The organism is Allobosea sp. TAB14 (assembly GCF_052113865.1).
In the GTDB taxonomy this organism is placed as follows: domain Bacteria; phylum Pseudomonadota; class Alphaproteobacteria; order Rhizobiales; family Beijerinckiaceae; genus Allobosea; species Allobosea spartocytisi.
In genome coordinates, this window is the sequence record NZ_JBFRDQ010000128.1 from 1 (window position 1) to 11,948 (window position 11,948).

11 protein-coding genes are annotated in these 11,948 nt (G+C 68.4%); 1 reads left to right on the forward strand and 10 read right to left on the reverse strand.

Going from position 1 to position 11,948, the window contains the following annotated elements; translation table 11 throughout:
• The 5 genes from AB4Y99_RS18690 to AB4Y99_RS18710 all read right to left on the reverse strand — a co-directional run.
• Window positions 1-847 (reverse strand): molybdopterin-dependent oxidoreductase (locus tag AB4Y99_RS18690; RefSeq protein ID WP_441524367.1); only part of this gene is annotated, 847 nt, incomplete at its 3' end.
• Window positions 847-2,061, reverse strand: a complete 1,215-nt coding sequence (locus tag AB4Y99_RS18695) for an NAD(P)/FAD-dependent oxidoreductase (RefSeq protein ID WP_441524368.1) — start codon at window positions 2,059-2,061, stop codon at window positions 847-849. The genes AB4Y99_RS18690 and AB4Y99_RS18695, both read right to left, overlap by 1 nt.
• Before the next feature lie 3 nt (window positions 2,062-2,064).
• Window positions 2,065-3,363 (reverse strand): CmpA/NrtA family ABC transporter substrate-binding protein, encoded by a 1,299-nt coding sequence (locus AB4Y99_RS18700; RefSeq protein WP_441524369.1) that lies wholly within the window; start codon window positions 3,361-3,363, stop codon window positions 2,065-2,067.
• 317 nt (window positions 3,364-3,680) lie between these two features.
• A complete protein-coding gene (locus AB4Y99_RS18705) occupies window positions 3,681-4,754 on the reverse strand; it encodes a CmpA/NrtA family ABC transporter substrate-binding protein (RefSeq protein ID WP_441524370.1) in 1,074 nt (357 codons plus the stop codon).
• Window positions 4,751-5,335 carry an ANTAR domain-containing response regulator gene (locus tag AB4Y99_RS18710; protein WP_038361565.1) on the reverse strand — a complete coding sequence of 195 codons (585 nt, stop codon included), beginning with the start codon at window positions 5,333-5,335 and terminating at the stop codon, window positions 4,751-4,753. Before AB4Y99_RS18710 ends, AB4Y99_RS18705 begins: the two co-directional genes overlap by 4 nt.
• 138 nt (window positions 5,336-5,473) lie before the next feature.
• Here AB4Y99_RS18710 and AB4Y99_RS18715 point away from each other — a divergent pair, with 138 nt between their 5' ends.
• Window positions 5,474-6,091, forward strand: a complete 618-nt coding sequence (locus tag AB4Y99_RS18715) for a ParB-like protein (RefSeq protein ID WP_441524371.1) — start codon at window positions 5,474-5,476, stop codon at window positions 6,089-6,091.
• 19 nt (window positions 6,092-6,110) lie between these two features.
• Here AB4Y99_RS18715 and AB4Y99_RS18720 read toward each other — a convergent pair whose 3' ends face one another.
• The 5 genes from AB4Y99_RS18720 to AB4Y99_RS18740 form a co-directional block, all read right to left on the reverse strand.
• Entirely contained in the window at window positions 6,111-7,325 is a 1,215-nt protein-coding gene (locus AB4Y99_RS18720) for a beta-ketoacyl-[acyl-carrier-protein] synthase family protein (protein ID WP_441524372.1), read from the reverse strand.
• Entirely contained in the window at window positions 7,322-7,579 is a 258-nt protein-coding gene (locus tag AB4Y99_RS18725; RefSeq protein WP_038361573.1) for an acyl carrier protein, read from the reverse strand. Before AB4Y99_RS18725 ends, AB4Y99_RS18720 begins: the two co-directional genes overlap by 4 nt.
• 477 nt (window positions 7,580-8,056) lie before the next feature.
• Window positions 8,057-10,636 (reverse strand): caspase family protein, encoded by a 2,580-nt coding sequence (locus AB4Y99_RS18730; RefSeq protein WP_441524373.1) that lies wholly within the window; start codon window positions 10,634-10,636, stop codon window positions 8,057-8,059.
• A gap of 255 nt (window positions 10,637-10,891) precedes the next feature.
• Window positions 10,892-11,338 carry a ribose 5-phosphate isomerase B gene (gene rpiB, locus AB4Y99_RS18735; protein ID WP_441524374.1) on the reverse strand — a complete coding sequence of 149 codons (447 nt, stop codon included), beginning with the start codon at window positions 11,336-11,338 and terminating at the stop codon, window positions 10,892-10,894.
• Between the two features lie 64 nt (window positions 11,339-11,402).
• Window positions 11,403-11,948: transporter substrate-binding domain-containing protein (locus tag AB4Y99_RS18740; RefSeq protein WP_441524375.1), on the reverse strand; the 546-nt coding region annotated here is incomplete at its 5' end.

Consider the following 11,948-nt stretch of genomic DNA (forward strand, 5'->3'; position numbering starts at 1 on the left):
GCTCGGTGGGCAGGTCGGTGGCCGCGGAAACCGCGGCGATGTCGGGGGCGATCTCGCACGCATTGGCGAGTGTCTCCTCAAAGCCGGCGACATGGCGCGCGACATAGCTGCGGTCGACCAGGCCGCGCCCGGCGAGATGGACAAGCAGCCCCGCGAAGAGCGCTGCGTCGGAACCAGGCCTCAGCGCCAGCACCATGTCGGCGTCCTCCGCCGTCGCGGTGACGCGCGGATCGAGTACGACGAGGCGCGCGCCGCGCCCTTGACGATTGTCCTGCATCCGCCGGAACAGGACCGGGTGACACCAGGCCGTGTTCGAGCCGACGAGGACGATCAGGTCGGCGCCGTCGAAATCCTCATAGGCGCCGGGCACCGTGTCCGAGCCGAAGACGCGGCGCTGCGCCGCGACGGTCGAGGACATGCACAGCCGCGAATTGGTGTCGACATGGGGCGAGCCGATGAAGCCCTTCATCAGCTTGTTGGCGACGTAATAGTCCTCGGTCAGGAGCTGGCCGGAGAGGTAGAAGGCGATCGCCTCGGGCCCCTGCGCTGCGGCGATGCTCCGCAGCCCGTTGGCGACGGCGTCGAGCGCCGCGTCCCAGCCGATCCCGTCATAGCTCCCGGCGGCGTTGCGCTTCAGCGGATGCAGCACCCGGCTGCCCAGTCCCAGCGTCTCGCCGAGTGCGGAACCCTTCGAGCAGAGCCGCCCCCGATTGGCCGGGTGATCCGCATCGCCCGCGATTGCGGCTCCGCCGAGCCCGTCCGGCGTCGCCAGCACGCCGCAGCCGACCCCGCAATAGGGACAGGTCGTGCGCGTCGCGGCCGGGGCGAGGGGGGCGTCATGGCGCATCAGGCGGCTTCCCTGACGCAGTAGCTCTCGCCGAAGGGCAGGTCGGCGCGGATCGCGCTGATGTCCTGGCCCGAGCGGATCAGCCCGAGATAGAACAGCGCGCCTTGCGTGTCGCCGACGAGCACGCAGCCGGCGAGGCGTCCGTCTCGTAGCACGAATTTGCGATAGATGCCGGCGCTGGGATCGCGCAGCACGATGGTCTCGGCGCCGTCGCCGGCTTCGAACTCACCGGCGGAGAAGACGCCGACGCCGGAGACCTTGAGATTGGTCGCGAGCAGCGAGCCCTGATAGGCGCCCTCCCGCCCCGCGAGCCGGGCGGCCAGCACGCGCGCCTGTTCATAGGCCGGCTCGACCAGCCCATAGGCGAGGCCGCGATGCTCGGCGCATTCGCCGATGGCGAAGATGGCGGGATCGTCGGTGGCGAGCCCGTCATCGACCAGGATGCCGCGCCCGACGCTCAAGCCAGCAGCCCGCGCGAGGCCGGTATTCGGGCGCACGCCGATGGCGATGACCACGAGGTCGGCGGGAATCTCGGTGCCGTCGGTCAGCATGACAGCCTCGACATGGTCGCGGCCCACGAAACCTTTCGTCTCGGCGCCCAGCCGCACATCAATGCCGCGCGCGGCCATCGCTGCCGCAAGCAATCCTGCGCCCTCATGGTCGAGCTGGCGTTCCATCAGGCGGTCGACGAGATGCAGCAGCGTCACCGCACCGCCCGCTCGGGAAAGGCCATAGGCGGCTTCCAGTCCCAGCAACCCGCCGCCGATGACCACGATTCGGGCGCCGCGCTCGGCATAGGCCCGCATCGTGCCGACATCGGCGGTGTCGCGGAAGGTCGCGACGCCGGCGAGATCGCTGCCGGGGAAGGGCGGCCTGAGCGGCGTCGAGCCGGTCGCGAGCACGAGCTTGCCATAGGGCAGCGTCAGCCCGTCACTGAGGGTCACCCTCCGCGCGTCGCGGTCGATGGTCTGCGCCGGCCGGCCGTAGAAGGTCGAGATGCCGCGCGCCCGCCACCAGGGGGCCGGCTTGAGCTCGATCTCCGGCTCGCCGATCTCGCCAGCCAGCAGCGGCGAGAGCAGGACGCGGTTATAGGCGAGGCGCGGCTCGTCCCCGATCACCGCGATGGAATAGCGCCCGAGCGCGTGCTGGCTGAGCTCGTCAACCAGCCGCGTCGCAGCCATGCCATTGCCGACGATGATCAGCGGCTCGGCCATGCGTCAGGCGATCCGCTTGATCTTCAGCGCCTTGAGGTAGTCCATCGGCGCCGCAGGATCGAACTTCATGCCGTCGAAGAAGGTCTCGACGCCACGCGAATCCGAGGTCGGGGCGCCTGCGACGCCGAGCGTCTTGGCGGCCTCCAGCCAGAGATCGGAGCGATTGACCTTGTTGACCAGCGCCTTGATGTCAGTGTTCGCCTCGAACTTGCCCCAGCGGATGTTCTCGGTGACGAACCAGGTATCGAGGCTCTTCCAGGGATAGGAGACCGAGCCGCCTTCGCCCCAGAACTTCATCAGCAGGTTCGTGCCCTTGGCGACCTTGCCGCGGCCGTAATTGATGTCGCCCTTGATGCGGCCGATGATGTCCGGCACCGGAACGTTGAACCATTGGCGACGGCCGATGATCTCGGCCATCTCCTGCTTGTTCTCCATCTTCTCGCACCAGATCTGGGCTTCCATCGTGGCCAGCATGATGGCCTGCGTGGCCTTGGGATTGGCGTCGACGAAGTCGGCACGCATACCCAGCGCCTTTTCGGGATGCTTGAACCAGATCTCRCCCGTGGTGGCGGCGGTGAAGCCGATGTCCTGGTTGACGAGCTGCTCGTTCCACGGCTCGCCGACGCAGAAGCAGTCCATGGTGCCGACCTTCATGTTCGCCACCATCTGGGCCGGCGGCACGACGATGGTCGCGAGGTCGTTGTCGGGGTCAATGCCGCCGGCGGCGAGCCAATAGCGGATCCACAGGTCGTGCGTGCCGCCAGGGAAGGTCATGGCGACCTTCACCTCCTTGCCGGCCGCGCGCTTCTTGGCGAAGGCCTCCTTCAGCGGGGAGGAATCGGTTCCGACCGGCAGTTCCTTGTATTCGTTGGAGACCGACAGGCCCTGACAGTCCTCGTTCAGCCGCATCAGCGTGTACATCGGCAGCGGCTGGCTGTTCTGCATGACCTTGCCGGTGGTGTAGAGATACGGCTTGGGCGAGAGGATGTGCGCCCCATCGATGCCGTTCGCCTTGAAGCCGAGCGCCATGTTGTCGCGCGTCGCACCCCAGGAGGCCTGCTTGGCGATGTCCATATCGGGCAGGCCGTATTTGGCGAAGAGGCCCTTCTCCTTCGCGATGATCAGCGGCGAGGCGTCGGTCAGGGCGATGTAGCCGAGGCGCGTGCCCTTGACTTCGGGCCCAGTCCCTTGCGCGAAAGCGCCCGACGGCAGGGCGGCCTTCGCCGCCGCCAGCAGCGCGGCCGTGCCGGACAGTTGCAGAAAGCGGCGGCGGCTGGCACCTGCCGGCGCAAATGCGGTCATCCCGATCCTAGTCTTGGAGCTCTGCGTCATCGATCGCCTCTCGGTTGCTGAAAACCGCTTGCCCTGGAGCTGGCCCCGAACGCGAAAAACGCCGCGCGAAAAACGCCTTGCCAGGCGCATTTCGACAGCGACGTTGCTGTGTCTTCCGGATCGGGGGTGGCGCGGGCAGCGTTGGCCGCGTCACGGCAGACGTATCAAGGATCGTGCCAACCGTTCCGCCATGGGGCCGGCCTGGAATTGCAACAGTTTGCGAATGGGGATGGTGCCGGCGGCCGGCGCAATTGCCTTGCGGCATCGCACAATGGAAGCGCAAGGGCCTATTTTTTAGGCGAAACTTTGCTTGCGGAAAGAATGCCTTCAAATGAGGCGGGGAGGAAGACGCCGGCGGCGATCTCCCGCATCTGCGGCGTCGCGACGATCTGGCCGGCGCGTTCCATCCCGGCCAGGACCCAATCGGCATCGTCGAAAGCGGGCCGCAGCGCCTCCTGGTCGAAGCGGATGAAGCGCTCGATCAGCCTGGGCGGCCGTTCGGCGCCCTGGATCAGCTCGCCATGCAGGATGCGCTCGATCAGCGGGGCGGGCAGCGCGAGCCGGTCCGGGGCCGAGAGGTGATGCGCCATGCGGGCGAAGTTCTCGGGCCGGCAGGCCCAGGCGCTGGCCTTGAGGATCGCAGCGCCGAGCTTCGCAACGGCGGCCGGGCGCCTGTGCACGTCGTCGGCGCGCCAGGCCAGGACCTTGTCGTGGCAGTCGCGCCGCAGGTCGACGCTGGCATGCACCATCGCGCCGACGCCGGCCGCCACGGCCGCCGAATTCCAGGGCGCGCCGGCGCAGAAGCCGTCGATCCGTCCGCTGGCGAGGGCCTCGACGGTCTGGGGCGGCGGGACGACCTCGAAGCGGATATCCTCGCCGAGCCTGAGCCCGCCCTTCTCCAGCCATTCGCAAAGCAGGTAGATATGCATCGAGAAGCCGAAGACGGCGGCCAGCGTCAACGGCGGCAGCCCGGCGGCCTTGCGGCGCGCGACCATGGCCGCGAGGGCGCGGGCCGAGACGGCCGTATCGGCCATATCGCCCTCGGCCAGGCGCGACAATTCCTCGAAGCGCCGAACCGAGACCGTGATCGCGGCGCCGTCGCGATTGAGCGCCATCGGCACCGCCATAGGGGCCTTGACCCCGCCGATGCCCAGCGTTGCGGCAATGGCGGCCGGGCCGAGCATATGGGCGGCGTCGAACAGGCGCACATTCAGCTTGTCGCGCAGATTCGACCAGGAGACCTCCCGCACCAGTTCGAGATTGAGCCCTTCGGCCTCGGCGAAGCCCTCGTCCTTCGCCAGCACGACCAGCGCGCAATCGACCAGCGGCATGAAGCCGACACGCAGGTGCAGCGTCGTCATTTGAGCATCTCCGCGGCGGTAATGAGGGAGCGGGCGATATCGACGAGCTTGCGCTTCTCGTTCATCGCGGTCCGGCGCATCAGCGCGTAGGCCTCTTCCTCGGAGAGGCCCTTCAGCCGCATGACGATGGCCTTGGCGCGGTCGATCGTCTTGCGGTCCTCCAACTGCGAGCGGGCCTCGTCGAGCTCCTCGCGCAGCCTGCGGAAGGCATTGAAGCGGCTGATGCAGGTCTGGAGGATCGGCTGCATCCGCTCCTTCTTCAGCCCGTCGACGATATAGGCGGAGACGCCGGCCTCGACCGCGGCCTCGATCGAGGCGGAATCCGACTGGTCGACGAACATGGTGATCGGCCGGCGGATATGCCGGCTGACGAGGAACATGTCGGCCAGCGCGTCGCGGCTGGGATCCTCGAGGTCGATCACCACGACGTCGGGATCATGGGCCTCGATGGCGGCGACCAGTCCCGTCGTYGCGGCGATGCGGATCAGGTGCTGGTAGCCCGCTTCCCGCAGGCCTTCCTCGATGATGGCGGCCCTGACCTGGTTCGCGTCGACGATGAGGATGCGCAGAGTGGGCACCATGCCTTTCAGTCGTTCCCATCGAGTGATCCGGCGTCGCCCTATCAGGAATCGTGCCAGTGCGGCTGGCGTGCCGGCTTGGCTCTCGACATTGCGGCAGATCCGTCGAGAATGTTGCCGCGGCGGCTTTGGAGCAAGGTCATGTCACTGCGGGAACCCGTCCTCCATTCCGTTCCGATCGCCGATCTTCGCCCCACGCAGATGACCGTGGGCCTCCGTGAGGTCGAGGCCAAGCGCCAGAGCTGGCGGGAGCGGGAGGGAGGCCGCGCCGAGGGGTTCCTCGGCAGCCACATGATCCCGGCGATCAAGGGGCCCAAGGCGCGCCTCTATATCATCGATCACCATCATCTCGTCCGGGCCCTGCACGACGAGGGTCAGAAGCAGGTTTTCGTCAACATCGTCGCCGATGTCTCATGGCTCTCGACGGCGGCCTTCTGGGTCGTCTGCGAGCACCGGAACTGGGCTCACCCCTATGACAGCGAAGGCCGCCGCCGCAGCATCGAATTGATGCCGAAGCGCATCGAGAAGCTCGAGGACGATCCCTATCGTTCCCTTGCCGGCGAATTGCGCCGCTTCGGGGGCTTCGCCAAGGACGTCACCCCTTACTCCGAGTTCCTCTGGGCGGATTTCCTGCGCAGACGCATAGGGCGCAAGCTCGTCGATGCGGATTTCGAGAAGGCGCTCAAGAAGGCGCTGAAACTGGCCAAGGGCCAGGAAGCCAGCTACCTCGCCGGCTGGTGCGGGCCGGTCAAGGATTAGCCCGCCGCCGCTTGGGCGTTCACGCGCCGCGGCCGAACGCCAGCACCGCGTTGAGGCCGCCGAAGGCGAAGGAATTCGACAGCGCATGGCGCAGCACCGCCTGCCGCGCGCCCTCCGGGACGACGTCGAGCCCGCATTCCGCGTCGGGCTCCGAGCAATTGGCCGTCGGGGGAACGATCTGGTGGTGCAGCGCGAGCGCCGTGGCCAGCGCCTCGAACGCCCCGGCCGCGCCCAGGCAATGGCCGAGAACGCCCTTGATCGAGGAGACCGGGGGCGGCTTCCCGTTCGGAAAGACCGCGCGGATGGCCCGGCTTTCGACGACGTCGTTGATCAGCGTGCCGGTGCCATGCGCGTTGATGTAGTCGATGGCCGTCGGATTGAGCCCAGCGCTCGCCAGTGCGCGCCGCATAGCCCCTTCCGCCCCCGCTTGATCGGGGGAGGTCAGGTCGCCGGCATCGGCATTGGCCCCGAAGCCGACAAGCTCGGCATAGATGCGTGCCTTGCGGGCGATGGCATGCTCCCATTCCTCGAGGACGAGGATGGCGCTGCCTTCGCCGAGCACCAGCCCGCTGCGGTTGCGCGAGAACGGGCGGCAGGTGTCGCGCGACAGAATGCGCAGCGCGCTCCAGCCGGTCATCGTGCCGGGCGTGATCGAAGCCTCCGAGCCGCCCGTGATCGCGATGTCGCAATCCCCATGCAGGACGGCGCGATAGGCCAGGCCGATGGCATGCGTTCCCGATGCGCAGGCGCTCGCCACGGCGAAGGTGTTGCCGTGCAGGCCGAGATCCATCGAGATCTGGCTCGCCGGTGCGTTGGCCATCAGCTTCGGAATCGTGAGCGGGTGAACCGAGCGCCGCTGCTCGCGGTAAAGGCGCTGGAAGCTGTCGTCCAGCGTGGTCATGCCGCCGACGCTGACACCGACGACGACATCCGCCTGGGCGAGCGTCGCGTCGTCCGGCTCCAGCCCCGCATCGGCGACCGCTTCGCGCGCCGCCACGACGGCGAACTGGGACATCCGGTCGAGTGACCCCAACCGCTTCGCTGTGAAATGGGCGTCGGGGTCGAAGTCATGGATCTGTGCGGCGATCGGGCAGGGAAGCTCGTCCATCTGCGGCAGCACCAGCGGCCCGATGGCACTGTCCCCGGCCACGATGCGTTCCCAGGTCGTCGGCATGGTCGGCCCGGCCGGCGAAATCGCGCCGAGGCCGGTGATCGCAACGCGTCTCCGTGTCACGCCGGCGCTTTCTCGCCCAGCGCCGACTCGACGATGCGGGCGATGTCTCCGACCGTCTTCAGTTCCTTGACCCTGGGGTCGTTGGCATCAAAGGGGACGCGGATCTTGAAGCGCTCTTCGATTGCGAAGATCGTTTCGAGCACGTCGAGAGAATCGTATCCGGCCTCTTCGAGGCTGGTCTTTTCAGTGATCTCCGCGGGATCGCGGCTGATCTGTCCTGCCACGATCTCTTGCACGACCTTGAGTATGTTCATTCCCGAACCTGCGACTGCCCATGATGCTGGGGGCTAGAGGAATTCCGCGTTTTCAAGCGCCGCCGAATTGCTCTACCTCTTTGTTTTCTCGCATTTTCTTCACGCGAACCGGTGTCCGCCTCGCTTGAAAATGCGCTCGTCTGACTCGATACGGTTTCGTGGCCGATACGGGGCAAGGATCGTCGCTCGCCGAAGCAAGGGCGCCGCACCTCGCACGTCACGGGTTGCAGCGCGTAGGGCAGGTTCCGTGCCAACCGTCCTGCCGGCGCGAGCGGCGCGGGGGCTCTCCTGTTCGACCGGCTTGTCCCTTGATATCGATGGGAAATCCCGAATGGCTGCTGTGATGCGTTATCCGGAGTGATCCGTATCGCGGATGATGCTTCCGACATTCCGTGTCGGGAGCACCAAGATTTGATGGTTCCCTCGGATTCTGCGCGGCGAGGGCCGCCGCGCATCGATTTCGGGACCCGGCGCCCCTCACCGGCATTGCGGCTTGCCGGGCTCGCAAGGCGGCCGGTGCTGGGGCTGCGGACCATGGGCAGGCTGCGGTGCCCGCGGCCGGGCCATCATCTGGGCGCGTTGCTGGGCCTGCATCGCAGCTTGCTGCTGCATTTGCGCGGCCCGCTGCTGGGCGGCCTGCGCAGCACGCTGTTGCTGTTGCTGCTGAGCTTGCATCGCCCTTTGCTGAGCCGCTTGCGCCGCGCGCTGCTGCTGAAGCTGCGAGGCCTGCGCGGCGGCTCTTTGCTGAGCCTGCTGCTGGGCTTGCATGGCCCGCTGCTGTTGCTGCGCCTGTGCGGCACGCTGTTGCTGCTGCGCTTGCATCGCCCTTTGCTGGGCAGCTTGCGCCGCGCGCTGTTGCTGCGCTTGGACGGTGGCGGCCTGCTGGGCGCGTTGGCGCTCGGCCTGCTGCGCCGCCGCACGCTGCGCTGCGTCGGCCGCATTCGCCTGCGGAATCTGGGCAGGCTGGGGCGCGGTTCGCGGGGCTGTCGCAAGCGGCGGCCTGCCCGGGCGCCCCGTCTGGGGCGTCTGCGGCGGTGCGGCGAGATGCTGCGCCGGGGCCGTATTGCCGGGGGCGGCGGGCAAGGCACCCGGCGCGGGCAGAGGCTTCGCGCCGGCCGGAGCCTGCGAGGGCGCGGTCTGCGGGGCCGTCGCAACCGGCGGCGCGCCGGGGCGACCCGTCTGAGGCGTCTGCGGCGGTGTGGCGAGATGCTGCGCCGGGGCCGTGTTGCCGGGAGCGGCGGGCAAGGCACCCGGCGCCAGCAAAGGCTTTGCACCGGCGGGAGCCGCGGCCGAAGGCGCGGGGCCGCCAGCGGGTGGCTGGCCGGGACGTGGCTGGCCGATGGTGGCGGGCGAGCCCTGCGGCGCACCGGGCTGGGGCCCCGTCGCGGCCGGCGCCGCGGCGTGCGGAGGCTGCGCCTGCTGTTGCCGGGCGCGCAACAGGGCGGCGGCTGGCAGCGCGGCGGCGGTTGCCGCGATCGCGGCGGAAGCGACCGGATGCGCCTGGATCATTTGCTGGAGGCCCGAGGCGGGAGCCGGCGCCGGTCCCCCTGCCGGCGGCGCCGCTGCCGGGGCGCCGGCCGTCACCGCCGGCGGCAAGGGCGGCAAGGACTGGCCCTGCGGGCTCGTTACCACCACGCTCTGCGAGGCGGGGTTCACCACCACGGTGTTGTGGATGTTGACGTTGACGACATTGACGGGCGGCGGGACGACATAGGCCGGGCGTTCCACCCATGGCGGCACCGGATGATAGATCGGGATCGGCAGCACGAACTCGGCGACAGGCGGCGGCGGTGGCGCCAGATCGACATAGAAGACGGGCTGCGGCGGCAGGAAGACGACCGGCACCGGTGGCGGGGGCGGCAGCTCGTAGACGGGATCGGCGAAATAGACGACCGGCCGCTCGACATAGACGATCTCGTCGGGCGGGGGTGGAGGCACGTCGTAGGAGAGCGCGGCAAAAGCTGCCGGAGGCTCGTAGGCGACGGCGAAATGGGCCAGCCGGCGACGCGCGTCGCCGGCATGGGGGCCGCGCGGATAGCGCCCGAGATAGGACCAGTAGGCCTCCGGGGTGTCGGCGACGGCGCTTTCGCGCCAGACGATGGCCTCGCGCCGGGCGGCCAGGATGGCGCGCACGCGCTTCGCCAGCGGATCGCCCGGATAGGCGGCCAGGAAGTCCTGATAGCCGCGCATGGTGTCGCGGGTCAGCGCGGCGAGATAGGCGTCGCGCGCGTCGAAACCCCGGATCGGCTTGTCGCGAAGCTCGACGAAGCGGTTCTGGTCCGGCGGAGCGGCGCTGGTGCGCTCGAAGAACAGGAAAGGCACCTGCACCTTCGAGGCCTGCCAGGGCACCTCGGCGCCGCCCGTCAGTTCGCTGGTGCGCAGGCGCACGCGCTCGAACAGATCGTCGAGCGGCAGGCCGCCCTGCTTGATCATCTCCGAGAGCGCCGTGGCGTAGGCGCTGTAGTCCTTGCCTTCGGGGGCGATCGTGCCGGGCGCGGCATTGAAGGCGATCAGCGAGCCGGGGTCGGGCTGCATCAGCGCGAGGCCCCCCGCCAGCGGCTGGCCCGAGCGGGCGAACGGATTGGCGCGCGCGGCATCGAGCACGACGATCCGCGCCTTCAGCGGCAGCGTCGCCAGCGGCCTGACGAGATCGGTCAGGCGGATGGCGGCGAGCGGCACGTCGGCGTCGCGTGCGATGCGGGCATCGACGGGAACGAGATAGTTCTCGCCCTCGAACTGAAGCCCGTGGCCGGCATAGTAGACGAAGGCGACGGTATCGGGGCCCGATGCCGCTGCCTTGTCGAGGAACTCGCGCAGGGAGGAGCGCAGGGTCGCGGTGTCGAGGTCGCGGGCGCCGACCACATCGAAGCCGGCGGCCTGCAGCGTCTGCGCGATCAGGCCGGCATCGTTGGCGGGCGTCGCCAGCGCGCCGTCCGGATAGGCGCCGTTGCCGATGACCAGCGCGATTCGCTTTTCCGATGACTGCGCGTGCGCGGGCGGGCCGCCCAGCAGAGCGGCTGCGAAAAACAGGCCGCAAACGATGCGCCATAGTGACATGGGGGCCTCCCGCGAAAGATCGCCGTAAACGAGGCTGTGCCCATCAGGCTGAACGGTATTTGAATGAAACGTGGCAGCCCGGCGGCTTTTTCGGGTCGATCGGGCTCGGCCCGGAGCGATCCGGCCGGATCCGGCGCAGGCGGGCCGGCCCCGAGCCCCGCCGCAAGGGAAGGACGCCGATGTCGGCGGCCCGCGCCGCTGGATCGCTGTTCACGGAGCCGGAAACCGGGATCGTTTCGCCCTCGGATCCGGGTCTCAGCCTTCGGCATCCATCTGGTGGAGCTTCTCGACCCGGCGGCGGAAATCCGTGTCGGTCGAGAATTCGGCGGCGAGGTAGGACGAGATCAGATCGCTGGCGAGCCAGGGGCCGACGATCTTGGCGCCGATGCACATCACGTTGACGTCGTCATGCTCGACGCTCTGATGGGCGGAATGGATGTCGTGGCAGACGGCGGCGCGGATGCCCTTCATCTTGTTGGCGGCGATCGAGGCGCCGACGCCGGTGCCGCAGACCATGATGCCGCGSTCGGCCTCGCCGGACGTGACCTTGCGSGCSACCTCGCGKGCGATGTCGGGGAAATCGACCGGCTGGTCGTCGTGGGAGCCGACATCGACGACCTCGTGGCCCAGCGATGTGATGTGGTCGATGACGTGCTGCTTGAGGGACCAGCCGGCATGGTCGGAGCCGATGACGAGGCGCATGGGATATCCTGTGGTGGTTGGAGCGAAGGGCCGGCGCCCATGGCGAGCGCCGGCTCGGTAGGGATCAGCCGCGCATGTTCGCGGGCAGGTCGGTGCCGTGGAACTTCTTGTAGATCGCGTTGAGCTTGCYGTTCTTGAGGTTCTGCTCGACCCAGGCGTCGAGCTTCTCGATCAGCTTCGGCTCGCCCTTCTTCACACCGATGGCGAGGTCGAAATTGGTGATCGAGACCTTGGGCTCGAAGGGGCGCGCCGGGGCCTTGACGCCGATCTGCGAGACGATCGTCGCCGAGCTCGCGACGCAATCGGCCTGGCCGGAGACAGCCGCCGTGACCATCGTCGCATCGTCCTCGTAGCGGGCGAGCTTGAGGTCGCGCTCCTTCATGTTGGTCAGCGTCGTGTCCTGCGTGGTGCCGCGCGAGACGGCGATGGTCTTGCCCTTCAGATCGTCCCAGCTCTTGGCCTCGACCGATTTCAGGCAGCCCACCACCGATTGCAGCGCGGCATAGGGTTTTGAGAAGTCGATGACCTTGGCGCGCTCGGGCGTGACCGACAGCGTCGAGATGATGATGTCGGCCTTGTTGGTCTGGACGTTGGGGATGCGGGTCGCGCC